We start from the raw sequence: 23,681 nt of genomic DNA, 5'->3' as shown, positions 1-23,681 counted from the left end.
TCGGGCTCCGCCCCGCCGTCGTTTTTCAGGGACTGCCATCTGGGGGGGCGGTCGCCGGATGAGTCTCCTGGGGGCTCGGCAAAGAGGGTCAGGGGCCAGAGGTGGCGGAGTCGGGAAACTCATCAAATCACCAAGTCAGCATGGAACCCCTTCCAATTGGTTCATCCTGCCTCTACATTCGGTGGCCCCGCCTCGGGCTCCCCCCGGCCCTGGCGGACGCTCCCCATCCTTCCCCCGCTCACACATGCGACACGCTACACAGACACTCCGAGCCGTCGTTCTGACCATTCTGGGCTTCTTGCTCGCCACCCCGGCGTTGGCTCAGACCAACCTGGTCACGTTCGGTGACTTCGAGGGCCCCGCCCCGGGCACCCAGACCGGGATCTTCTCGCCCGGCTTCACCCAGGGCCCGAACACGACGTTCACCATCGACGACGTGGTGGCGTACGAAGGCGACCAGTCGGTCCGGGTCAACTACGGCGGCGGCGCGACCAACTTCTACGACGTCCAGGGCGTCGGCACGGGGATCCCGGTCACGCCCGGCGAGGAGTACACGTTCTCGGTCTGGGCCCGGACGGGCGGAGGCGACGGGGACGGGCGGCTCGCGTTCGGAGTCCTCACACCGGGGTACGCCCCGGTCACGCCGTCCACCGTCAACTACGGGACGGCGATCACGGGGGCGTGGCAGGAGTTCGGGTTCACGTTCACGGTCCCCTCGGACGCGTCGTACTCGACGGTCAACGTGGTGACCCAGTACGGCTTCGCGCAAAACGTGGGCGAGCCGGTGTACGTCGACGCCCTGTCGCTGGTGGCCGCCGTGCCGCCGCCGCCGACAGAGGGCGACGTTCTCGCGCTCGGGGACTTCGAAGCCTTCAGCCCCGGGACGCTTCCCGGCGGCGGGACGGTCAACGGGACGAACTACTTCCGCCAGGTCACGGGCACCTCGACGTTCGTCATCGACGGGTCCGTCGCATATGAGGGGGGGCAGTCGCTCCGTGCCAACTACGATGGGAGCGCGACGAACTCGTTCCAGATGCAGTTCGTCCCCCAGGTCGCGCTCGAGGCGAACGAGGAGTACATCCTCTCGTTCTGGGCGCGGACGAACGCGTCGGCCGGGCCGAACGTGAACGTCAACGTCCAAGACCCGAACGCGGGCTACGTCTCGTACGGCTCGTCCGGCTCGGTGACGCTGACGAGCGACTGGCAGCAGATCGCGTTCCCGGTGACGTCGCCCGTGGGCACGTCGCTGAACATCGGGGCCCAGTTCGCCTTCCCCAACAACGCCGGGAGCGCGGTTTGGATCGACAACCTCGTGCTCGCGCCGGTGCCGCCGGAGGTCCCGCCGCCGCCGGCCATCTCGTTCGAGAGCACGGCGTTCTCGGTCGTCGAGGGCAACACCGTCCAGATCCCCCTCGTCATCCGGCGCACGGACGACTCGCCGAGCACGGTTCGCGTGAGCCTCGTGGGAGGCGCGGGCACGGCCGACGTCGCCGACTTCGAGACGACGATCGCGGCGGTGACGTTCGACGGTGAGCGGGACAGCGAGGTCCAGGTGGTCGAGTTCACAGTCGCCGACGACGGGGTCGAGGAGGGCAACGAGACCGCCGTCTTCCGCCTGTCGGCGGTGAGCGGCACGGCCGTCGTGGAGGCCCCCAATGTGATCGAGGTCACAATCTCGGACGCGCCGCCGGCCGGCGGCTTCCCGCTCGTCGTCGTCGAGGCCGAGGACGGCGACCTCGGCGCCGAGTGGGATACGGCCTCGGATGGCGACGTCGACTACGCGTTCGTCACGACCGACTTCTCGGCCGGCGCCAACCCGGACCCGGCCATCCCGCAGACGGCCGCCCGCGTCGCGTCCTACGACGTGACGTTCCCGGCGCCCGGGACGTACACCGCGTTCGTTCGGGTCTACGTCGGCGCGGGCGCGTTCAACGACGACAGCTTCCTCCTGGCCAGCGGGCCGGGCATGCAGGACCCGACGGCGGCGGCCGGCTGGGTGGTCGTGAACGGCCTCGCGGCCGGCGGCTTCTCCGCCCCCGGCGACGTCGTCGCGGGCGCGGGCACGCTCGGCGCGGGGGTCTGGAAGTGGGTCCGCGCCAGCGCCTTCCCGAACAACCCGGCCGACGACTACATCACGGTCGCGGCCGGCGACCTCACGCAGACGATCCAGATCGGCGGCCGTGAGGACGGCCTGTGGTTCGACAAGATCGCCTTCGGCCTGAGCGGTGAGGCATATACCGTCGCGGACCTCGACGCGGGCTCCGTCGGTGGCGGTGGCGGTGCCAACCTGCTCGCGTTCGGTGACTTCGAGGCGCCTGAGCCTGGGTCGGCGCTCACGCTCGACTCCGGGTTCATCGAGGCCAACAACGGCACGTTCACCATCGTCGATACCGAGGCCCACACGGGCGACCAGTCGCTCCGGGCTGACTACACCGGCGGGGCGGCGAACGCCTACAACTTCCAGTTCGTGGCCCAGCCCGAGGTCGAGCCCGGGACGGAGTACACGGCCTCGGTGTGGGCGAAGTCGACGACGGCCGGGGGCCAGATGCAGTTCGCGGTCCAGAACCCGTCGGACTTCTCGGCGCTCGGGACCCCGTTCTACGGGGCCACGCTGTCGGCGGAGTGGACGGAGTATGAGATCACGTTCACGGTCCCGGAGGGACTGGAGTCGGTCAACGTCGGCCTGGCGTTCGGCTACGACGTGAACATCGGCAACGCGGTCTACATCGACGACCTCTCGCTCGCCGGCCCCGGAGGCGGCGGCGACGACACGACGCCCTACACCGAGGTCGACGGGAGCTACGTGTTCGAACTCGAGGACGCCTCGTTCTTCCTCGAGGGTGAGAACGTCGCCGAGGTCCAGGTCCTCACGGAGCTCGACGGCAACGTGAGCGGCCCGTTCTCGGGCGACGGCTTCATCTACACCCAGGAGGGCTCGGTCCGCGTGACGGCCGACGACCTCCCCGCCGGCGAGTACACGGCGACGCTGAGCTACGCGGCCCCCTTCGACGGGAACGCCGACGGCTTCCGCTTCGACCGGATCACGGCCAACGGCGTCCGCTACGGCGACGCCGTCGACTGTGGCGACGACGACGGCCTCGGCTTCGCGCTGCCGGCCGGCGTGGCGACGTTCACCGACATCGAGATCACGAGCCCGGAGACGGACGTGGTCACGGTCGGCGACGACGGCGCGTTCGAGTTCGTCATCTCGCGCTGCTACGGGTACAACTACTTCGACACGCTCACGCTCACGCCGGTCGGCGGTGGCGGCGGCAACGGGGAGAACGTCGTGACGAACGGGAGCTTCGAGGACGGCGCGCCCGGCGTCTACACCGGGGCCGAGATCCCGGGGTGGGGTGTCCGGAACGCCGCGGGCGTCGCGACGCCGGCCGAGTTCGCCGTCGTTGACGACGCGGCCCAGGACGGGGACCAGTCGCTCCGCGTGACGGTCGCCGCGACGGGGGCCAACGCGTACGACATCGAGGCCGTCGCGACGGACCTGGCCGTGACGCCGGGCGCGACGTACACGTACTCGGTCTGGGCCCGGTCCGAGAACGGCGGCGGGACCGCCAGCTTCACGGTCGGGAATCAGGCGTTCTCGGAGTACGCCCGCCTCGGGGACCAGACGCTGACGACGGAGTGGCAGGAGTTCACGTTCGAGTTCACGGTGACCGACCAGGAGACCGTGATCCGCGCGCCGATCCACTTCTCGTACGCCGGGAACGTCGGCAACCCCGTCTACATCGACAACCTCTCGATCCGCGACATGGACACGGCCGTCGACGCGCCCGTCGAGGAGCCCGTGGCGACGCTGTCGGTGGCGAACCCGATCCGGACGGGCGCGACGGTCCGGTACTCGCTGGAGACGGCGGGCGACGTGTCGGTCGCCCTGTTCGACATGCTCGGCCGCCAGGTCGCCGTCGTGGCCGACGGCCCGGCCGGCCCGCAGGAGCGGTCGGTCCGCCTCGACGCGGCCGGGCTGGCTTCGGGCGTCTACGTCCTCCGGCTCCAGGGCGAGGACGTGATGGTCAGCCGGACGGTCACGATCGTGCGCTAGCGCGTCCACCTCGGTGACGCCTCAGCGGGGCGGGGCCTTCGGGCTCCGCCCCGCTGCTGTAGGGTCGTGCCCCGCTGGTTTTACTGGAGATCGGCCCCCTGTGCCATGCCAGGGGACCGGATCCCTCGCGCGACGTATTCTGAGGAGTGCCGACGGATTGCCCCTGGCCCGCCCCGGCAGGCCCGGCTACGTTCGTCGGGAGGCCGTTCCGCGACGCGGACGGGGCCTCGCAGATCATCCGATTGTTTCCCTTCGAGCGCCGCGGACCCTCCGCCCGCGACGTCCGTTCGGACTCCCTTCCCCATCCCAGCCCTCCCAGATGCGACTTCGCTTCTCTCTCTTCTTCACGCTCGCCGCGCTGATCGCCGCCCCGTCGGCTCTCGCGCAGAGTGCGTTCCTCAACGAGTTCCACTACGACAACGACGGCGGTGACACCGGCGAGTTCGTCGAGATCGCCGTCGCGGACGGCATCCTCGACGTCGAGGACGTCGTCATCACGCTCTACAACGGCAGCGGTGGCGCGTCGTACAACACGGTCAGCGGCGCCGATCTCACGGTCGGTGCGAGCCAGAACGGCTACACGCTCTACACCTACTCCTTCCCGTCCAACGGCATCCAGAACGGCTCGCCCGACGGGATCGCCCTCAGCACGACCGAGGGGGACGTCCTCCAGTTCCTCTCCTACGAGGGGTCGTTCACGGCCACCAACGGCCCGGCCAACGGCGAGACCAGCGACGACATCGGCGTCTCCGAGGCCGGCGATACGCCGGTCGGATTCTCGCTCCAGCTGACCGGGACGAGCGCCACCTATGACGGGTTCACGTGGGCCAGCCCGATGGCCGCGACGTTGGGCGCGGTCAACACGGGCCAGACGTTCGAGTCGCCGGCGCCGCCGGATCCCGATCCGGTCGAGGTCTCGTTCGCCGACGAGACCCGGATGGTCCGCGAGGGCGACACCCTCACGGTGGCCCTCGAGCTCGACTACAACGAGAACGAGCCGTCGGGCCCCGTCACCGTCCTCGTGAGCTTCGTCGGCGGGGCCAGCTCCGCCACCACGGCGGACTTCGCGAGCGCCTCGGTCGCGTCCGCGACGTTCCCGGGTCAGCGCGCACGGGACAACATGGCCGAGGTCACGTTCGTCTTCGCCGATGACGACCTCGTTGAGGGCCCGGAGACGGCCACGTTCCGCCTCGCCGTGACGAGCGGCGACGCCGTGACCGGGTCCCCGAACATCCTGACGGTCACCGTCGACGACGCGCCCCAGACGGCGACCGTCGCGGACGCCCGCGCCGCGGGCGTCGGGGAGTCGGTGACCATCGAGGGCGTCGTGTCGCGCGCCGCCGGCGCGTTCCTCTACGTCCAGGACGAGACGGGCGGCCTCGCGATCCGCCAGACCTCGGGCCCGCTGTTCGACGCCGTCGCTAGCGGCGCCGTCGCGCCGGGCACGCAGATCCGCCTGACGGGCACGCTGTCCGAGTTCCGGGGCCTCCTCCAAATCAACGGCAGCGACCTCGAGAGCTACGACGTCCTCGGCACGACCGACGCGCCGGAGCCGCAGGTGGTCACGCTCGCCGAGCTCGCCGAGAATGGCGAGGCCTACGAGGGCGAGCTCGTCACGGTCCGGAACGTCTCGTTCGCGGAGACCGGCACGTTCTCCGCGGCCACGACCTACACAGTCTCCGACGACTCGGACGACTCCGGCGTGGTCACGGCCCGCGTGCCGAACGGCTCCGACAGCACGGTCGACGGGACCGAGATCCCGGAGGTCGCCGACGTCACGGCTATCATCGGCCAGTTCAACGCCGACGACCCGGACGGGGGCTACCAGCTCTTGCTCATCAACGCCGAGGACGTCGGCAACGCGTCCGGCGGTGGCGGCGGGGACGAGATCGTCCCGATCGCCGAGGCCCGCGCTGAGGGCGTCGGCGCCACGGTCCGCATCGAGGGCGTCGTGACGCGCGCGGCCGGCGCGTTCCTGTACCTCCAGGACGAGACGGGCGCCCTCACGATCCGCCAGACCTCGGGTGACCTGTTCGACGCCATCGCCAGCGGCGACGTCGGGCCGGGCACCGTGCTCGACGTGACGGGGACGCTCTCGGAGTTCCGGGGCCTCCTCCAGATCAACGGGGGCGACCTCGAGAGCTACGAGGTCACGGGCACGGCCGCAGTCCCGCAACCGCAGGTGGTCACGCTCGCCGAGCTCGCCGCGAACGGCGAGGACTACGAAGGCGAGCTCGTCTACGTCGCCGGCGTGACGGTCGACGGGTCGGGCGCCTTCACGGCGGCCACGACCTACCTCATCGACGACAACTCCGAGGCCAGCGGCCTCGTCACGCTCCGCGTCCCGAACGCGGACGACACGACGGTCGACGACACGCCGATCCCGGACGGGCCCGTCGGCATCATTGGCGTCATCGGCCAGTTCAACGCCGACGACCCCGAAGGCGGCTTCCAGCTCCTCGTCCTCGACGCGGCCGACATCGACGCGCCGGCGCCGTCGCTCGACGTCGTGGTGAACGGCGGGTTCGAGATGCCGGCTCCGGGCGTGGTCACCGGCGGCGACGTCCCCGGCTTCGCGCTCAACGTCGGTGGGGCGGTCACGATGGCCCCCGAGTTCGCCATCGTCGACGACGTGGCCTATGAGGGCGACCAGTCGCTCGCCGTTACGGTCAACGGGACCGGCGCGAACCCCTGGGAGATCGAGGTGGCAGCTGAGCCGCTCACGGTCGAGGCCGGCCGGACCTACCTCTACTCGGTGTGGGCCCGGTCCGAGACCGACGGTGGGACCGCCAGCTTCACCATTGGTCAGCCGGCCCCGTCGTACAACGAGCTCGGCCGGATCAGTGACGCCGCGCTGACGACGGAGTGGCAGGAGTTCACGGTCGAGTTCACGGTGCCCGATGGGGTCACCGAGATCCGCGCGCCGATCCACTTCTCGTACGCGGCCAACGTCGGCAACACGATCTACATCGACAACCTGTCGATCACGCCGGCCGGGGAGGTCGCCGCGGAGAACCCGGTCGAGGAGACCGCGGCGACGCTCTCGGTGACGAACCCGATCCGGACGGGCGCGACGGTCCGGTACTCGCTGGAGACGGCGGGCGACGTGTCGGTCGCCCTGTTCGACATGCTCGGCCGCCAGGTCGCCGTCGTGGCCGACGGCCCGGCCGGCCCGCAGGAGCGGACGGCGCGTCTCGACGCGGCCGGCCTCGCCTCGGGGGTCTACGTCCTCCGGCTCCAGGGCGAGGACGTGATGGTCAGCCGAACGGTCACGGTCGTCCGCTAGCGACCGCGTCCTCTGACGGACCGCGGCGGGGCGGGGCCTTCGGGCTCCGCCCCGCCGTTTTTTGTGTCGGCCCACGCCGCGGCCCCGTCCGCCTCGACACCGAGGCCGGGGGAGCCGCAACTTGGAGGCCGATCGTCCGAACGCACGAGCCGACACACACCACGCTCTCCATGCGCCTCGCGCCCGTCCTCGCCCTGTTCCTCGCTCTCGCCCTGTCCGCCTCGGCACAGCAGCCGATCGACCCGGGCCAGCCGCGTGCCGGCACCCTCGCCGCCGACGGCGCCGACGCCTACGCGCTCGACCTCGACGCCGGCTCCTTCGTCACAGGGGCGGCCTTTCAAGAAACCGCCGACGTGGTCGTGACCGTCACGGGGCCCGACGGCGACGAGGTCGGTCGGTTCGACGAGACGGCCCGCGGCGACGACCTCTTCCAGTTCGAGGCCGAGGCGGGCGGGACGTACACGCTCACGGTCACGCCGTTCGAGGAGGAGGCCGGCGCCTACGTCCTCACGGTGGAGCGGGTCGAGCCGCTGGCGGCGACGCCCGAGGGCCGCGTCGACCAGATCTTCGCGCAGCGGAACCGCGACGGCGCGCCCGGTGCGCTCGTGGCCGTCGTCGACGGCGGCGAGGTCGTCTACCAGAGCGCCTACGGGACGGCCAACCTCACGCACAGTGTCCCGATGACCGTCGACACGCGGTCGAACATCGGCTCGACGTCGAAGCAGTTCACGGCGTTCGCGCTCCTCCTGCTGGAGCAGCGCGGCGAGCTCGACCTCGACGACGACGTCCGGGAGTACGTGCCGGAGCTGCCGGACTTCGGCGAGACGGTCACGCTGCGGAACCTCCTCACGCACACGAGCGGCTACCGCGAGTTCCTCAACGCGCTCGCCGTCGGTGGGCGCCGGCTCGACGAGGGCGACCACGTCGACCGGGCGGAGATCGTCGCGCTCATCCAGCGCCAGCCGGAGCTCCAGAACGCGCCGGGGACGGAGTGGAACTACAACAACAGCGGGTACGGGCTGGCGGCGCTCGTGGTCGAGCGCGTGACGGGCCAGCCGTTCCCCGAGTGGATGGCTGAGAACGTGTTCGAGCCGATGGGGATGGAGCACACGGTCGTCCGCGCGACGCCGTCGACGCTCGTGCCGAACAGCGCCCAGGGCTACGTGTCCGGCGACGAGGGCTGGAAGGACGCCCGCGACCTCGGCGGCGCCATCGGCGCGGGCGGGATCTACTCGACCCTCGGCGATCTCGCGCGGTGGATGGGGCGCTACTGGACGCCGACGCTCGGCGGCCAGGACGCCGTCGACCAGATGACGACGCGCTACGTCCTCGCCGACGGCGACACGACGAGCTACGGGCTCGGCCTGTTCATCGAGAAGCTGGGGAGCGTGACGCGCATCCACCACGGCGGCGCCGACTCGGCCCACCGCTCATCGTTCGCGTTCGTGCCGGAGCTCGACTTCGGCGTGATCGTCCTGACGAACTCGCCGGCCGACGTCGACGCCCTCGCGGGCCAAGTTGCCGAGGCGTTCTTTGAGGACCGGATCCCCGACGGCTCGGACGAGCCCGCCGCCGAGGCGGACGGTCCCGAGGCCGTCGACTTCGACGACGCGCTCTTCGACGACTACGCCGGCGAGTACGCGCTCGACATCGCGCCCGACTTCGTCCTCGCCTTCCGCCGCGGCGACGACGGGGGCTACGTGACCCAGGCGACGGGCCAGCCCGAGGCCCCGATCGTCCCGGTCTCCGACTCGACGTTCGCGGTCACGGTCGTCGACGCGTCGGTCACGTTCCACCGCGACGCCGACGGCGTCGTCCGTTCGGCGACGCTCCACCAGAACGGCGACCACCGGGCCACGAAGCTCGGCGTGGAGCCGGCGGAGGCGGCCGAGCCCATCGACCTCGACGACTACGTGGGGCAGTACGCCAGCGCGACGCTGGAGGCGTTCCGCACGATCGAGGTCGAGGACGGCGAGCTCCGCGCCTCCAGCCTCCGCTTCCCGGAGGGCCAGGCGCTCCGCCACACGACGGGCGACACGTTCATGGCCGGCGCCTTCACCGTCGCGTTCGAGCGCGACGCGTCGGGCGCCGTCGTCGCCTTCACCGTCGACGCGGGCCGGGCCCGCGACCTCCGCTTCGAGCGGTTCGAGTAGCCCGGCCCCGCCCGCCTCGGTGCCGTCGCCGAGGCGGGCGTACTCGCGCTATCCTGACGCCGAGCCCGACCCGAGCCGATGGCTGCCGACCGACCGACGACCGTAGACGCCTACATCGACGCCGCGCCCGAGGCGGGGCGGGGCCACCTCCGGCGTCTCCGCGCGCTCCTGCGCGAGGTCGCGCCCGAGGCCGACGAGGTCATCAAGTGGAACGCGCCGTTCTACGTCGAGCCGCGCTACCTCTTCTCGTTCTCGGCGTTCACGGCCCACCTCGCCTTCGCCCCGTCGCCCGAGGGGCTGGACCCGTTCCGCGACGCGCTCGGGCCGTACGCCGCGACGAAGAACTACCTCAAGGTCCGCTACGACCAGCCACTGCCGGAGGACCTGATCCGCCAGATCGCCGAGCGGCGGGCCGAGGCGGTCCGCCAGCGGGAGGACGACGGCTTCTGGTAGCCGACCCCCTCCGCTTCGACGCCGAGGCGGGTGGGCTGGCGCTACGCCTTCTGCACGAGGCGGTCGGACCACTCGCGGCGGAAGGCGGGGAAGCGGCCCTCCAGGATCGCCGCCCGCATCGACCGCATCGTCCAGAGGTAGAGCGCGAGGTTCTGGACGCTCGCGATCTCCATGTAGAGCGGCTCGTTGGCCTTCGTGAGGTGGCGGAGGTACGCCTTCGAGAACGTCCGGCTGTGGTACACGTCGAGCGCCTCGTCGATGGCCGACGTGTCGGTCTTGAACCGGGCGTTCTTGATGTTGACCGTGCCGTCGGTCGTGAAGAGCGTCCCGGTCCGGGCGTTCCGCGTGGGCATCACGCAGTCGAACAGGTCGACGCCGCGGGCCACGTTCTCGATCAGGTTCTGGGGCGTCCCGACGCCCATGAGGTAGCGCGGCCGGTCCTGCGGGAGAACCTCGTTCGTCAGGGCGACGGTGTCGTACATGACCTCGGCCTCCTCGCCGACCGCCAGCCCGCCGATGGCGTAGCCCTCGGCGTCGAGCTGGAGGAGGGCTTCGGCGCTCTCCCGGCGGACGTCGGGGAAGACGGCCCCTTGGACGATGGGGAAGAGGGCCTGGTGGTGCCCGTAGTGGGGCTCCGTCGCGCGGTAGTGCGCAAAGGCCCGCTCGGCCCAGCGGACCGTCCGCGCGTTCGCCCGCCGCGCCTCGGCCTCGTCGACGGTCGCCGGCGTGAGCTCGTCGAGCACCATCATGATGTCCGACCCGATGTCGCGCTGCGTGTCGACGACGGACTCGGGCGTGAACGTGAGGTACTGGCCGTCGAGGTGGTTCCGGAAGCGGACGCCCTCCTCGGTCACCTTCCGGAGATCGGCGAGGGAGAACACCTGGAAGCCGCCCGAGTCGGTGAGGATCGGGCCGTCCCACTGCATGAACGGGTGGAGCCCGCCGACCGTCCGGAGCACGTCGCGGCCGGGGCGGAGCGCGAGGTGGTACGTGTTGCCGAGGAGGATCTGGACGCCGAGGTCGTCGCGGAGCGTCCGCGGGGCGACGGCCTTGACGCTGCCGACCGTCCCGACCGGCATGAACATGGGCGTCTCGACCGTCCCGTGGTCGGTGTGGAGGAGGCCGGCGCGGGCGCCGGTTTCGGGGCACTCGGCCTGGAGCTCGAAGGTCAGGGGCATCGGTCGGTCGGTTCGCAGGCGGTCAGGGTAGCGTCGCCACGCGGATGGGACCGGCAACCGTCGGCGAACTCGGCCCCGCCCCCCCTGGGCGTTCGGTCGGACCTACCGCGAGCCGAACCGCTCGATGAACGCGACCGCGTTCGCGACCCCGTCCTCCGCCCGGATCGCCTCGCCGAACGCCTCCGCCCGCTGGCGCACCGAGGCGGACGTGGTCGCTTCGGTGATCATCGCTGCCAGCGTGACCGGCGTGAGGTCGGTCTGTTTGACGGGCGCAGGCCCGGCGCCGAGGGTGTGGACGCGGCGGCCCCAGAACGGCTGGTCGCCGAAGAACGGACAGATCACCGTCGGCCGCCCCGCGCGGAGGCCGGCCGCCGTCGTCCCAGCCCCGCCGTGGTGGACCACAGCGGCGCACAGTGGAAAGAGCGCGTCGTGTGGCGCCTGCTCGATCATGAACAGGTCGTCACCGAGGTCGGTGGGAGCGAGTCCACCCCAGCCGGTCGCCAGCAGTCCGCGGACGCCAGCGGCCCGGAGGGCCTCGACCACGAGCCGTGTCGCCCGCTCCGGGTCGCGTCCGGCGAGGCTCCCGAAGCCGACGTAGACCGGCGGCTCGCCCGCGTCGAGGAACGCTTGGAGATCGGGCGGCGGTGCCCAGGACGGTTCCTCCACGAACCAGTAGCCAGACATCGCTGCCCAGTCCGGCCAGTCGGGCGGCTCGGGGACGACGTGTCGACTCATGCCGTGGACGGTCGGGACCGCCGCGCGTGGCGGCGGGCCTGCGCCGGTCCGCTTCCGCCAGCCGGCGAGATAGCGGCGGGCGGAGGCGCGGAGGCCGAGTGCGACGGCGCGGTACGTCAGCCGGTTGTAGGCCGCGCCGAGCGGGAGGGCCGGGGCGCCCGCCAGCGGCGCCGTGCCGGTCGGGACGTAGACCGGTTGGAGGACGGCGAAGATGGAGCGCGCGCCGAGGTGGGCGGCGAACGACGGCCCCCAGTACGCCTTCTGGTTGGAGACGATCACGTCCGGCGCGGCGTCGCCGATGGCCTCCCACGAGTCGTCGACGAGCTCGGCCTGGACGGCGCCGCTCAGCCTGACCAGCCGTGGCATCTGGCGGAGCATCGGCCCGAGGCCCGTCATCGTCTCCAGCCCCTGGCGGATCGCTGGCTCGTCCATGAGGTGGAGGAGCGCGTTCGTCGTCGGGGCGAACGGGACGCCGTGGGCCTCGGCAAGCGGTTCAAAGCGGCCGGCCGTCGACAGCGTCACGTCGTGGCCGGCGTCCCGGAGCCCGGCGGCGAGGGCCACGTAGGGCTGGACGTCGCCCCGTGAGCCGGCCGTGGTGACGAACACGCGCATGGCGGAACGTACATCCGCCCCGCCCGCCTCGACGTCGAGGCGGACCGGGTGGACCCTTTGAGGACACCGTGCGGTAGGAGCGGTCCTTTCCCCCCTGGCCCCTCTCCCATGAACAACCTTTTTCGCACCCTCATCGCCGGCTACGGCGCCAAGAAGCTCGGCGGCGGCTGCTTCTCCACGGTCATCGTCTTCATCCTCCTGTTCTGGCTCCTCGGGCAGTGCGGCTCGGCCTACCCGCCCGTCGAGACCGAGACCGCGCCGGCCGCCACCGTTGAGGTCGTCCAGACGGCGCCGGCCGCCGTCGCGGGCGGCTAGACGACCTCGTCGCCCTCGTCGTCGCCGAGGTCGATGACGAGGGCCTCCCGCCGGGCCCGGATGGCGCCGGCCACGAGCGCGGCCGCCGGGACCGCGAGGATCAGCCCGAGCAACCCGAACAGGGCGCCGCAGGCGAACAAGGCCACCAGGATCACGACCGGGTGGAGCCCGACCTGCTGGCTCATGATGTTCGGCGTGAGGACCGCCTGCTCGATGACCGCCTGGACCGCCAGGACGGCGAGCACGATCAGCACGTCCGAGAACGTGCCGAAGGCGAGCATGAGCCCCACCCCGAGCACGTAGGTCAGGACCGAGCCGAGACTCGGGATGAGGTTGAGGACCCCGGCCGCGAGCCCCAGCAGGAGCGAGTACGGCACGCCGAACAGGAGGAGCGGGACGGCCACGAGCACGGCGCTGGCGGCCGAGATCGTGAGCTGGCCGCGGATGTAGCTGCCGAACACGGTCGTCGCCCGCTCGAGGTACTCCCGCTCCCCACTGACGCGCGGCAGCAGCCGCACGACGCTGCGGCTGAGCATCGGGAAGTCCTTGAGGGTGAAGAACAGCAGCACTGGCACGAGCGCCGCTGTCGTCACGATGCCGAGGAGCGCGCCGACCTGGCGGAACAGGCCCCCCACGAACGCCGGCACGCGGCCCAGCGCCGCCTGGATCTGGCCTGGGATGAACGTCGTGATCTGCTGCACGAGGGCACTCCGGTCGACGAGCCCCGCCTCCTCGGCCTGCGCGAGCGCGTCGGACTCGGCGACCCACTCGGGCGCGCGGAGCGCCAGCGCGACGGCCTGGCCCGCGAGGTCCTCGATCTGACCGATCAGCATCGGCACGAGGAGCACCAGCGCCCCGGCGACCACGCCGACCACGAACAGCGTGAGCGCCAGCGTCGACGCCCAGCGCGGGACGTCCCACCGCTTCTCCGCCCACGTCACGGCGGGGTCGAGGAGGTACGCCGCGACGAACACGGCCACGAACGGCGCCAGCGTGCCGGCCAGGAGGTGGACGACGTACGCGCCGAACACGAGGCCGCCGGCCCACAGGACGGCCTCCGCCGCGCGCTCCCGGCGGATCGGCCAGAGAAGCGCGGCGCCGGCGACGGCGATCCAGAACGGCCCGAGCTCCTCGCCGAGCGACCACAGCAGCGCGAACACGGCGAGCACGCCGCCCGCCAGCAGGACGGGGCGGAGGCGGGACGGCTCGGCGAGCAGGGATGGGGGCGGCGGCGCATCGGGCATCCCGAAACGTACGCCCTACGCGGGACCGCCCGACGGCCGAGGTGGGTACGTTGACGTCATGCGTTGGCCGCTCCTCCCGCTTCTCCTCCTGGTGGCCCTCGCCGCCGGCCCGGCCCGGGCACAGGACCGCGTGGCGCCGCCCCTCCCCGACACGACGGCCTCGCGCTACGGCACGAGCGGCGCGCTCGTCCTCGTCCTTACGGAGTACGGCTTCGGCGCGGGCGCCTCGGCGCGCGTCCGCCTCACCGACGACGTCTCGTTCGTGGGCGAGCTCTCGCTCGGGGCCGGGCGTGACGAGCGGGAGCAGAGCTTCATCGGCTTCTTCGGCGAGCGGACGACGCCGTTCAAGCGGAACTACGTGGCCCTCGTCCCGCTCCACGTCGGCATCGAGCGGCGGCTCTTCCGCCAGTCGGTCGAGGACAACTTCCGCCCGTTCGTCCACGTCGGCATCGGGCCCACGCTGGCCTACCAGTGGCCCTACTTCGACGATGAGGACGCCGACGGCCGGCTCGACCTCGGCGAGCCCGTCCTCGGTCCGTTCGGCGCCGTCGGCGAAGGCGAGCCACGGGTCGGGGTGGGCGCCGAGGTCAGCGTGGGCGCCTTCTTCGGCCGCGGCCGGCGGACCACGCAGGCCCTCCGCTTCGGCTTCCAGGGGACCTACTTCCCCGTCGAGGTCGACCTCCTCGAGATCCGCCCCGACGTCGAGGAGCCGTCTCGCCAGGCGTTTTGGACGCCCGTCGTGAGCTTCCACGTCGCGCGCCTCCTGTAGCCAGCTCCCTCGGCCTCGGGACCGAGGCGGGCGGACCCGCGGGCCGGTCTTGGACGGGCGCGACCTCACCGGGTGTCATCCTGAGCGGGGCCGCGCAGCGGCGGAGAACGATCTCGCTGGACTCGATCGGCTCGCTCGCAGTGGGCGGAACACTGGGCGATAGGGGATCCCTCGCTCTGCCCGGACACGGCAGGGAGCATGAGCGCTCGGCGGTGGCGCCGCGTTTCGGGCGGGCCGACGCGCCCTGTCAGCGGCACTTCCGCCTCACGGCCGACGCGCCGTGAGCCAGTCGGCCAGCTCGTCGGCCGACTTCGACGTCAGCGACTGCTCCGGCGTGAGGCCGCCCTTTTGGGCCGAGGCGACGCCCCAGCGCGTGTCGTCGAGGCCGTCGGTCGAGTGGGCGTCCGGGTTGATCGAGACGAGGACGCCGCGCTCGGTGGCGGCGCGGACGAACCGCCAGTCGACGTCGAGGCGCCACGGGTTCGCGTTGAGCTCGACGGCCACGCCGTGCTCGGCGCAGGCGTCGAGGACCGCCTCGTGGTCGAGCGGGTAGCCCTCGCGGCGGAGCAGGAGCCTCCCCGTCGGGTGGCCGAGCACGTCGACGTACGGGTTCGAGACGGCCGCCACGACGCGCGCCGTCGCCTCATCCTCCGTCATCCGGAAGCCGGTGTGGACGCTCGCGACGACGAGGTCGAGCCGGGCCAGCAGCTCGTCCGGGTAGTCCATCGCGCCGTCCGAGAGGATGTCGGCCTCGGTCCCGGCGAAGACGCGGAAGTCGACGCCCTCCTGGGCGTAGTCGGCGTTGAGGCGCTCGACGCGCCGGATCTGCTCCTCCATCTCGCCCAGACTCAGCCCGTGGGCGATCTGGAGGCTCCGGCTGTGGTCGCACACGCCGAAGTAGCCGAGCCCGCGCTCGCGCGCCGCGTCGCACATCTCGCGGAGCGTGTGCGCCCCGTCCGACGCGGTCGTGTGGTTGTGGATCGTGCCCCGGAGGTCGGCCGTGCGGACGAGCGCGGGGATCGGGCCGTCGGCGGCGACCGTCAGCCAGTGCGGGTCGTCGCGGAGCGGGGCCGGGATCGGGTAGAGGCCGGCGGCCTCGTAGACCGCGTCCTCCTCCGCCACGTCACCGAGGCCGGCCTTCTCGGCGACAGCGCCGACGTGGGCCTCGGGGCCGGTCCGCTCGAAGAGCGTGCGGCCGTAGGCGGCCTCGGTCGTCGTCCAGACCGTCAGCGGGAGGCCGAGGGGGAGCGTGGCCTCGACGCGGTCGTCGTGCGTCGTGCCGCCTCCGAGCGCCTCGGCGACGGCCTCGGGCGTGCCGACGGCGACGAGGTCCACGCGGTCGACCACGTTGCACTGGCGGCGGACCGGGCCGGCGAGGTCGGCGCGGAGGCCGGCGTCGCGGAGCCGCTGGCGGGCGACGAGCGCCTCCGTCGCCGCGTCGCGGAGGTGCGCCTTCCCGCGGTACGCCTTGAGCTCCTCGATGGACGCGAGGATGTTCTCGACCGTCTTCTTGCCGAACCCCGGCAGGTCGGCCAGCTTCCCGACGGCCGCCGCGCCTTCCAGGTCCTCGATCGACGTCACCCCCGCCTCGGTCCAGAGCGTCCGCACCTTCTTGACGCCGAGCCCCTTCACCCGCAGGACCTCCGGGAGCCCCGGCGGGAGCGACTGGAGGAGGTCCTCGGTCGTCTCCATCGTCCCCGTCTGGAGCAGCTCCTCGATCTCGGCCACGAGCCCCTTGCCGATGCCCTGGACCGTGCTCAGCTCGCCATCCGCCACGAGCGTCTCGACGGGCACGTCCAGCCGCTCGACGGCGCGCGCGCCGGAGCCGTAGGCCCGCGCCCGGAACGGGTTGCCGCCGGTGAGCTCGACGAGGTCGGCGGTGAGCTTGAGGTGGCGGGCGACGGCTTTGTTGGTCATGAGGGGCGGGAGAGGAGGGGGGGGGGATAGGGCAGACGGCCTCGGATAAGTTCCTCTCACTCCGAGTGGCGGCGCGGCGTTCGGCCCCGAGCTCTGCCCACCTCGGCGCCGAGGCGGGCGGGGCTGGGGCGGAGACTGCTGTGGAGCGGGAGGCGAGGCAGCTTCGGCGAACGCGGCGTCTACTCCCTGTCATCCGGAGCGGGGCCGCGCCGCGGCGGAGGGACGGATCTCGTCAGACGCGACCGCTCCGCTTGCGACAGGCAGGCCGCCAACGGATGCGAGATCCTTGGCTGCGCTCAGGATGACAGAGTGGGGTGGTTCCGATCGGACTGACAGCGATGCGCGTGGTCGGCAGCACGATGCCTCACGCCTCACGTCCCCGGCGCGCCACTAGCTTCCCGGCATGGGACCGTTTGATCTCCTCGCGCCCGAGCCCGCCCCCCGGTTCGGCGCGGCCCCTCGGCGGAACGCGTACGTCGAGCTCCACAACCTCATCGCCGCGGCCGCGTCGACGGCCGAGTTCGGGCCGGCCGACCGGGTCCGGATCTCGCGGCGCCACGGGGTCGACCTCGCCCACGAGTTCGTCGACGAGCGGCGGACCCTCTACCAAGACCTCCTCGACGACCGCCTGGTCAACGGCGACCTCGACTTCGACGACCGCCGGGTCCTCGCTCGCGTGGCCGAGACCCTCGCCCTCGACCCGGACTCGCTCCGGGCCGTCCACGAGCGGGCGTTCGGGACGGTCGTCTCGGAGGCCGTCTCCGACGACTGCCTCGAGGTCGAAGAGCGGCTCCTGCTCTACAAGCTCCAGCACCTCCTCGGCCTCGACCCGCGCCTCGCCGACGGGGCCTACGACGTCATCGCCCGCGAGCGGCTCCTCAAGACGATCGCCGCGGCGCTCTGCGACGGCGAGCTCTCGCCCGACGAGGAGGAAGAGATCGAGGCCGTCCGCCGGTCGCTGAGCCTCGAGATCCCGCGCCATCTGGAGACGATGCTCGGCCACGCCCGGCAGCGGTGGAAGGTCCGCCGCGGCGAGATGCCCACGGTCGAGGTCGACGTGGACCTCCGACGGGACGAGGTCGCCCACTTCGAGGGCCGGATGCGGTGGAGCCGGCTCGACGTCCGCCGGTACGAGCGGCACGTCGGCGCGACGGCGCTCCAGACGGGGCGAACCGGTGGGTTGGAGGTCCCCGGCCACGTGCTTTCGGGCAGCCGCTACATCGGCCAGGTGGTCCTCACCGACCGTCGCATCCTCCTGCGTCCCGACGGTGTGCTGCCCGACGAGATCCGGATCGACCGGCTCTTGCAGATCCTCCGCTTTCGGAACGGGACCGTCCTCCGGACCAAGAGCGACCGGCGGCTCTACCTCGACCCCGGCACGCGCAACGAGACGTTCTACACGGTCCTCCACAAGGCGATGTTCGCCCGGCGGGCCGAGGGCCCCGACTGAAAGCCCGCGGCGGTCGGCGCCCGCTGGCGGGCGGTCCTGGTGAGCGACGTGAAGGACGCCACCGTCGGCTGGTTCGGCGAGCCGGCCCGGCGGAAGGTCTTCCGCCGGCTCGAACACGGACCGGGCGGATGGGACGGCCCCGGCGCGGTCTCCGTCACGGACGAACACCTGATCTTCGAGGGTCACCGCCGGCGCACCACGTCGCTCCGGACGATCCGCGGCGTCGAGCGATACGAGGCCGTCGTCTGGATCCAGCGGCGGAACGCCCACGACTGGCTCGTCCGCTGCCAGGCCGACGCCGAGGCGAAGGCGCTCGTCGCCGCGCTCCGCCCATCGGGCGAGGCGTCGTAGTCTGGGGCCGGTCCCCCCGCCGCGCCATGCCCGAGCACGTCTTCGCCGGCCCCGTCCTCCGCACCGACGGCGGGCTGGGGATGCACTACGTCCCGATCCCCACCGAGGTCGACGGCGCGCTCGACGGCGCCCGCATCGTGACGGGCACGCTGGCCGGGTCCGAGAGCGACGGCGTCCCGTTCCGCCGCGCCGTCCACGGCCGCGGCGACGGCGCCCCGAAGCTCCTCTTTGGCAAGAAGGTGCTGGCCGAGGCCGGCCTCGCGTTCGGCGCGACGGCGTTCGTGGAGCTCGAGCCCGCGGCCGATCCCGACGCCGTCCACCTCCCGGCCGAGCTCGAAGAGGCGCTCCGGCAGGACGACGCGGCGCGCGAGCGGTTCGAGACGTTCACGCCCGGCCGCCAGCGGTCGCTCGGCGTCTACATCGACCAGGCCAAGCGCCCGGCCACGCGCGTCCGGCGCGCGCTCGACCTGTGCGAGAAGATCCGGACGCGCACGCTCTACGGCGACCGCGACTAGCTCCGCCTCGGTCGGCCCACGGGCTCCCCGAGGCGGGCCGGGTCAGCCGGCGAGCGCGGCCTCGATCTCGGGCGCCAGCTCGTCGCCGGTGCCCTCGCTCCCGCCCGACGTGTCGAAGACGACCCGGCCCTCGCGGTCGAGGACGACGTGCCGAGGGAACGCCTCGCCGAAGAGGGCTGTGGCGGTGTCGTCGCCGAGCGTCTGGGTGTAGTCGAACGGGAAGCGCGCGAGGAGCCGGTCGACGTCCTCGGCGGTGTCCCACGAGACGGCGAGGAACGTCGCGCGGTCGCCGTACGCCTCGACGAGCCGGTTGAGGCCCGGCATCTCGGCCACGCACGGCGAGCACGTCACGGACCACCAGTTGAGCACGACGACTTGCCCGCGGTAGTCGGCCAGGCGCGCCTCGGTCCCGTCGAGGTGGCGGACGGTGAGGGCGGGCGTCGTCCCAAGGGCGAGCGGGTTGGGCGCGGCGGTCGGGACGCCGCCGGCCGCCGTCGCCTCGGAGAGCGTCCAGCGGTACAGCGCGAGCCCATGCTCCGGAATCACGCGGACCTCGAGGGGTGTCGCGGTCTCGCTCCCGGGCGTCAGCTTCAGGTCGACGGTCTGCGCGGCGACGCCGTCGGGGTTCACCGGGAACGGGGTGAACGACACCCCGTCGGACCACCGGTGGAACACGACGGCGACCCTCTCGCCCTCGCGCTCGCCCCACGCGATCTGGATCGTTTGGGACGTGTCTGGAACGGGGACCGTGACCATCGACGGGTTCGTCAGCCCGCGCGCCAGCGGGGGGAAGTCCGGGACCCCCGGCGCCCCGTAGGCTGCGGCGAACGGGACGCCGGCCTCCTGCGCGGCGAGCGGAAGCGAGACGAGGACGGCGAGCAGGGCGAGGGCGCGACGCATGAGGGCGGGGTGGGGAACGAAAGGATACGCGGACTCACCACCATCGAGGGAGCAATCCGCACCCGCTGATTCGGACCCTTCCGCCTTGGCGGGTCTGCGGGGTGGCCCGGGAGATCACCGAGGCGGGCCGACCCCAAAAGAGCGCCCCGGCCGACTCGCGACCGGGGCGTCCAAGATCCTACGCTCTACGTCCGACGCCCTAGGCGTACGTGTTGAGCATGACCGGCATGATGAGCATCAGGAGCTCCTCGCCGTCGGCGCCCTCGGCGGGCGAGACGACGCCGGCCCGGTTGGGCGACGAGAACTCGAAGACGACGTCCTCGCCGTCCACGTTCGACAGCACCTCCTGGAGGTACTGCGAGTTGAACCCGATCTCCATCGGGTCCGCGTCGTAGTCGCAGAGGACGCGCTCCTTGGCCTCGCTCGCCCGCTCGATGTCCTCGGCCGAGATCGCCAGCTGGTCGCTCTCGAGCGCGAGCCGGATCTGGTGCGTCATCGACGACGAGTAGAGCGCCACGCGGCGGACGGCGGCCAGCATGGCGTCGCGCCCGACCGTCAGCCGCTTCTCGTTCTCGACCGGGATGACGGCCTCGTAGTTCGGGTACTGCTCCTCAATGAGCCGCCCGATCACCTGCGTGTCCCCGAAGTCGAACCCGACGTAGCCGCTCGCGATGCGGATGGTGCACTCGCCGTCGCCGGCGGCCTTGCCGGCGAGCGAGAGCGCCTTCTCGGGCACGATCACGTCGACCGGCTCCTCGGCCGTGATCCCGTCGGAGACGAGCTTGACGAGGCGGTGTCCGTCGGTCGCCACGATCGTCGACTTCTCGGGGCGGACCTGGAACAGGACGCCCATCATGGCCGGCCGGAGGGCGTCCTTGGAGGCCGCGAACCCCGTCTTCTCGATGGCCCGCTTGACGAGCGGCCCGGCGGCCGTGATGGCCTGCGCGCCGTCGAGGGCCGGGAGCGCCGGGTAGTCGCCGCCGTCGTAGCCGACCATCTTGTAGCGGCCCTGGTCGGTCGTCAGCTCGACGTTGAAGTCGGCGTCGGTCGTGACCGTGACCGAGAGCTCGGGGAGCGCGCGGAGCGTGTCGAGGAGCCGCTTGGCCGGGACCGCGATCCGCTGCTTGGCGTCCGTCCCGTTCTGCTCGAACGAGACCTTGAGCCGCTGGACGATCGAGATCTCGAGGTCCGTCGCCGCGATCTTCAGCGTGTCCTCCTCGCGCTCGAACAGGACGCACTCGAGGATGGGCAGCGTGCTCTTGGACGGGACGGCCCCGTTGACGGTCGTGAGCGCCCGCTGGAGGTCGGCGCTGGAGGCGGTGAACTTCATGGTGTCGGCGGGGTGCGGCCGCGGTATCGGCCTGAGGCATCTGCTGGTCAAGGAAGGTACTCGCCGGCCCCCTCCCACGGTCCCGCTGGCGGATGAAAACCGGAGGCCTCGGCGACCGCCGTCGACGGACTCCGATCGCCGACTCCACCCGCCTCGACGCCGAGGCAGAGGAGGCCAGAGACAACGGCTCCCGGTGTCGCCTCGGCCTCTCCACGTGTCGTCCAGAGCGGAGCCCCGGAGCGGCGCCGCCGAAGGACCTCTGGCGAGCACGGCGCCGAGGCGGGCCCACCTGAGGAGGCCATCGCCGGCCCCGCCGTGGCCCCAGTCCCGGCGATGCCGCCGCCTACCGCTGGTGCATCTCCAGCTTCTTCTGCACGTTGCCCACCATCTCGCGGAAGCTCGGGTCCGTGTCGACCTGGTCCTCGACGCTCCGCACGGCGTGGATCACCGTCGAGTGGTCGCGCCCGCCGAAGTGGAGCCCGATCGTCTTGAGCGAGTGGTTCGTGATCTCCTTCGAGAAGTACATGGCGACCTGCCGGGCCTGCACGACCTCCCGCTTTCGCGTCCGCGCCCGGACGAGGTCCTCGGGGATCCCGAGGTAGTCGCAGACGACCGACTGGATGGCCTCGATCGTGAGCACCGGGCGGGACTCCTTGATGAGGTCCTTGAGCACCTCCCGCGCGAGGTCCTGGTCGATCTCGCGGCTCGTCAGCGCGGCGTGGGCCTGGAGCCGGATGAGCGCCCCCTCCAGCTCACGGATGTTGCTCTTGACGTGCGTCGCGATGTACTCGATCACGTCCGGCTTGACCTTCGTCCCGTCGTCCTTGGCGCGGCGGTTGAGGATCGCCACGCGCGTCTCGAAGTCGGGCGGCTGGACGTCGGCGGCGAGGCCCCACTGGAACCGCGAGAGGAGCCGCTCCTCGATCCCGACGATGTCCTTCGGCGGCCGGTCGGCCGAGAGGACGAGCTGCTTCCCCTGCTGGTGGAGCTCGTTGAAGATGTGGAAGAACTCCTCCTGCGTCTTCTCCTTGCCCCCGAAAAACTGGACGTCGTCGATGATCAGGATGTCGACGCCGCGGTAGAACTGGCTGAACTCGGCGATCCGGTTCGACTGGATCGACTGGACGAACTCGGCCGTGAACATCTCCGACGAGACGTAGCGGACCGTCTTGGCGTGGTTGTTCGCGAGCGCGTAGTTGCCGATGGCCTGGATCAGGTGCGTCTTCCCCAGCCCGACCCCGCCGTAGATCAGGAACGGGTTGAACGACGTCCCGCCCGGGTCCTGCGCGATGGCCCAGCTCGCCGAGCGCGCGAGCCGGTTGCAGTCGCCCTCGATGAACCGCTCGAACGTGTACGACCGGTTGAGGTGCGGGTCGACCTCGATGGGCTTGACGCCCGGGAACGCGAACGGGTGGGCCGAGGGTGCCCGCCTCGGTGCCGAGGCGCCCCCGTCGTACCCGCGCGTGGGGTCGACGGCGCGGCCGGCGTCGGACGGAACGTCGGTCGACGTACGCGGCGGCGTCACGCCGTCGGGGAGCTCCACCTTCGGCATCCGCTCGGCCGGCGGGACGTTGGCGGGTTGGCGCGCCGGGAGCTCCATCGACGAGCCACGCCGCCCGCCCGCGGCCGGCTCGTCGCGCTCGATCACGATGTCGTAGTAGAGCCGGCCGCCCGGCCCGAGGACCTTCGTGATCGTCTTGCGGAGGAGCGCGAAGTAGTGCTCCTCGAGCCACTCGTAGTAGAACCGGCTCGGGAGCTGGACCGTCAGCTTGAGCGCGCCGTCCTCCTCCTCGAGTCCGACCGCCCGGAGCGGCTCGAACCACGTCCGAAAGCTCTGGCGGCTGATGTTGTCCCGGATGATCCCGAGGCACTCGTTCCAGACGTCGTCGCGCGAGCGGTCCATGGAGCGAGAGCGGGCGAGGAGAGGGGGTGAGGGGGGCCGGAATATCGGGAGCCCCGGGACAAAAAGAAGGGGTCCCGCCGCGCTGCCCACCGAGTTGTCCACATGTTCGAGCGGAGTCACCGCCGAATACGCGCTGCGATCGTGGATTCTCCCCGCAGGTTGTCCACCAGCCATCCACGCTCTAGATAAGAGGCCGCATCCCTGCCGCACAGGGAGATAGGGCGGGTAGGTAGAGTCGAAAGTCGTCAGATGACCCCGAGATTATCAGCCTCCTGCGCCGTGGTCCAGATTTCGTAACCCGGTTGTCCACACGTTGCCAACGGAGGAGCTCGAGTATCGGAAGAGGTGGGCTCGGAAGACCCCCTATGCCCGTTCGCTCGGAGAGCCCCAGGGGGTGAGGCGGGCCGTGCCCGCCCGCCCGCGCACGAGAGAAACGCGTGCGCGCGCCACCCTCGGAGGGAGCCTGTAAGGACGGCGCGGCCCCTGCTGGGAGGCCTCAGGCAGTCGATGGAT

The 23,681-nt window shown here is 71.7% G+C and carries 16 protein-coding genes; 9 read left to right on the top strand and 7 right to left on the bottom strand.

Annotated elements, in window-relative coordinates; genetic code table 11:
- Window positions 1-244: 244 nt before the first annotated feature.
- The 4 genes from BSZ37_RS01860 to BSZ37_RS01845 all read left to right on the top strand — a co-directional run bounded on the left by BSZ37_RS01860 (window position 245) and on the right by BSZ37_RS01845 (window position 9,949).
- Window positions 245-4,057, top strand: a complete 3,813-nt coding sequence (locus BSZ37_RS01860; RefSeq protein ID WP_179299425.1) for a carbohydrate binding domain-containing protein — start codon at window positions 245-247, stop codon at window positions 4,055-4,057.
- 319 nt (window positions 4,058-4,376) lie between these two features.
- On the top strand, window positions 4,377-7,343 hold the full coding sequence (locus BSZ37_RS21765; RefSeq protein ID WP_095508908.1) for a DUF5689 domain-containing protein: 2,967 nt from the start codon (window positions 4,377-4,379) through the stop codon (window positions 7,341-7,343).
- 170 nt (window positions 7,344-7,513) lie between these two features.
- A complete protein-coding gene (locus BSZ37_RS01850; protein WP_095508907.1) occupies window positions 7,514-9,496 on the top strand; it encodes a serine hydrolase domain-containing protein in 1,983 nt (660 codons plus the stop codon).
- 78 nt (window positions 9,497-9,574) lie between these two features.
- Window positions 9,575-9,949 (top strand): iron chaperone, encoded by a 375-nt coding sequence (locus BSZ37_RS01845; RefSeq protein ID WP_095508906.1) that lies wholly within the window; start codon window positions 9,575-9,577, stop codon window positions 9,947-9,949.
- 41 nt (window positions 9,950-9,990) lie between these two features.
- On the opposite strand, the gene tgt is transcribed toward BSZ37_RS01845, so the two are convergent.
- Complete coding sequence (gene tgt / locus BSZ37_RS01840) at window positions 9,991-11,121, bottom strand: tRNA guanosine(34) transglycosylase Tgt (RefSeq protein ID WP_425442613.1); 1,131 nt, start codon at window positions 11,119-11,121, stop codon at window positions 9,991-9,993.
- Between the two features lie 108 nt (window positions 11,122-11,229).
- Complete coding sequence (locus BSZ37_RS01835; protein ID WP_095508904.1) at window positions 11,230-12,474, bottom strand: glycosyltransferase; 1,245 nt, start codon at window positions 12,472-12,474, stop codon at window positions 11,230-11,232.
- A 108-nt stretch (window positions 12,475-12,582) separates the two neighbouring features.
- Between BSZ37_RS01835 and BSZ37_RS21760 the strand changes: the two genes are divergently transcribed.
- The gene (locus tag BSZ37_RS21760; protein WP_179299400.1) at window positions 12,583-12,789 is read left to right on the top strand and encodes a hypothetical protein; all 207 of its coding nucleotides are present in this window, start codon (window positions 12,583-12,585) and stop codon (window positions 12,787-12,789) included.
- Here BSZ37_RS21760 and BSZ37_RS01825 read toward each other — a convergent pair.
- Complete coding sequence (locus tag BSZ37_RS01825) at window positions 12,786-14,033, bottom strand: AI-2E family transporter (protein ID WP_095508903.1); 1,248 nt, start codon at window positions 14,031-14,033, stop codon at window positions 12,786-12,788. The two genes, BSZ37_RS21760 and BSZ37_RS01825, sit on opposite strands and share 4 nt — an antisense overlap.
- 58 nt (window positions 14,034-14,091) lie before the next feature.
- Between BSZ37_RS01825 and BSZ37_RS01820 the strand changes: the two genes are divergently transcribed.
- On the top strand, window positions 14,092-14,802 hold the full coding sequence (locus BSZ37_RS01820) for a hypothetical protein (RefSeq protein ID WP_095508902.1): 711 nt from the start codon (window positions 14,092-14,094) through the stop codon (window positions 14,800-14,802).
- 264 nt (window positions 14,803-15,066) lie between these two features.
- On the opposite strand, the gene BSZ37_RS01815 is transcribed toward BSZ37_RS01820, so the two are convergent.
- Complete coding sequence (locus BSZ37_RS01815) at window positions 15,067-16,719, bottom strand: DNA polymerase/3'-5' exonuclease PolX (RefSeq protein ID WP_095508901.1); 1,653 nt, start codon at window positions 16,717-16,719, stop codon at window positions 15,067-15,069.
- A 403-nt stretch (window positions 16,720-17,122) separates the two neighbouring features.
- On the opposite strand from BSZ37_RS01815, the gene BSZ37_RS01810 reads away from it, so the two are divergent.
- The 3 genes from BSZ37_RS01810 to BSZ37_RS01805 are packed head-to-tail and all read left to right on the top strand — an operon-like array spanning window position 17,123 to window position 19,035.
- A complete protein-coding gene (locus BSZ37_RS01810) occupies window positions 17,123-18,169 on the top strand; it encodes a hypothetical protein (protein ID WP_095508900.1) in 1,047 nt (348 codons plus the stop codon).
- A gap of 48 nt (window positions 18,170-18,217) precedes the next feature.
- Window positions 18,218-18,520 (top strand): hypothetical protein, encoded by a 303-nt coding sequence (locus tag BSZ37_RS21755; protein WP_179299424.1) that lies wholly within the window; start codon window positions 18,218-18,220, stop codon window positions 18,518-18,520.
- Window positions 18,521-18,546: 26 nt separating this feature from the next.
- A complete protein-coding gene (locus BSZ37_RS01805; RefSeq protein WP_179299423.1) occupies window positions 18,547-19,035 on the top strand; it encodes a YdeI/OmpD-associated family protein in 489 nt (162 codons plus the stop codon).
- A 42-nt stretch (window positions 19,036-19,077) separates the two neighbouring features.
- Here BSZ37_RS01805 and BSZ37_RS01800 read toward each other — a convergent pair whose 3' ends face one another.
- The 3 genes from BSZ37_RS01800 to dnaA all read right to left on the bottom strand — a co-directional run bounded on the left by BSZ37_RS01800 (window position 19,078) and on the right by dnaA (window position 23,168).
- Window positions 19,078-19,935 carry a TlpA family protein disulfide reductase gene (locus tag BSZ37_RS01800; RefSeq protein ID WP_218830363.1) on the bottom strand — a complete coding sequence of 286 codons (858 nt, stop codon included), beginning with the start codon at window positions 19,933-19,935 and terminating at the stop codon, window positions 19,078-19,080.
- Between the two features lie 199 nt (window positions 19,936-20,134).
- Window positions 20,135-21,265, bottom strand: coding sequence for a DNA polymerase III subunit beta (gene dnaN / locus BSZ37_RS01795; RefSeq protein ID WP_095508898.1), 1,131 nt, complete (start codon window positions 21,263-21,265; stop codon window positions 20,135-20,137).
- A 343-nt stretch (window positions 21,266-21,608) separates the two neighbouring features.
- On the bottom strand, window positions 21,609-23,168 hold the full coding sequence (dnaA, locus tag BSZ37_RS01790; protein ID WP_095508897.1) for a chromosomal replication initiator protein DnaA: 1,560 nt from the start codon (window positions 23,166-23,168) through the stop codon (window positions 21,609-21,611).
- Window positions 23,169-23,681 lie beyond the last annotated feature (513 nt).

Origin of the sequence: Rubrivirga marina, from assembly GCF_002283365.1 — a bacterium.
Lineage (GTDB): Bacteria > Bacteroidota > Rhodothermia > Rhodothermales > Rubricoccaceae > Rubrivirga > Rubrivirga marina.
This window is presented reverse-complemented; position numbering and strand designations above follow the sequence as displayed.

Coding starts and splice junctions, on each gene's coding strand:
- BSZ37_RS21765 (WP_095508908.1), top strand. CDS start 4,377: ATGCGACTTCGCTTCTCTCTCTTCTTCACGCTCGCCGCGCTGATCGCC.
- BSZ37_RS01825 (WP_095508903.1), bottom strand. CDS start 14,033: ATGCCCGATGCGCCGCCGCCCCCATCCCTGCTCGCCGAGCCGTCCCGC.
- BSZ37_RS21760 (WP_179299400.1), top strand. CDS start 12,583: ATGAACAACCTTTTTCGCACCCTCATCGCCGGCTACGGCGCCAAGAAG.
- BSZ37_RS01805 (WP_179299423.1), top strand. CDS start 18,547: ATGCCCGAGCACGTCTTCGCCGGCCCCGTCCTCCGCACCGACGGCGGG.
- dnaA (WP_095508897.1), bottom strand. CDS start 23,168: ATGGACCGCTCGCGCGACGACGTCTGGAACGAGTGCCTCGGGATCATC.
- BSZ37_RS01820 (WP_095508902.1), top strand. CDS start 14,092: ATGCGTTGGCCGCTCCTCCCGCTTCTCCTCCTGGTGGCCCTCGCCGCC.
- BSZ37_RS01850 (WP_095508907.1), top strand. CDS start 7,514: ATGCGCCTCGCGCCCGTCCTCGCCCTGTTCCTCGCTCTCGCCCTGTCC.
- BSZ37_RS01845 (WP_095508906.1), top strand. CDS start 9,575: ATGGCTGCCGACCGACCGACGACCGTAGACGCCTACATCGACGCCGCG.
- dnaN (WP_095508898.1), bottom strand. CDS start 21,265: ATGAAGTTCACCGCCTCCAGCGCCGACCTCCAGCGGGCGCTCACGACC.
- BSZ37_RS01815 (WP_095508901.1), bottom strand. CDS start 16,719: ATGACCAACAAAGCCGTCGCCCGCCACCTCAAGCTCACCGCCGACCTC.
- BSZ37_RS01860 (WP_179299425.1), top strand. CDS start 245: ATGCGACACGCTACACAGACACTCCGAGCCGTCGTTCTGACCATTCTG.
- BSZ37_RS01810 (WP_095508900.1), top strand. CDS start 17,123: ATGGGACCGTTTGATCTCCTCGCGCCCGAGCCCGCCCCCCGGTTCGGC.
- BSZ37_RS01835 (WP_095508904.1), bottom strand. CDS start 12,474: ATGCGCGTGTTCGTCACCACGGCCGGCTCACGGGGCGACGTCCAGCCC.
- BSZ37_RS01800 (WP_218830363.1), bottom strand. CDS start 19,935: ATGCGTCGCGCCCTCGCCCTGCTCGCCGTCCTCGTCTCGCTTCCGCTC.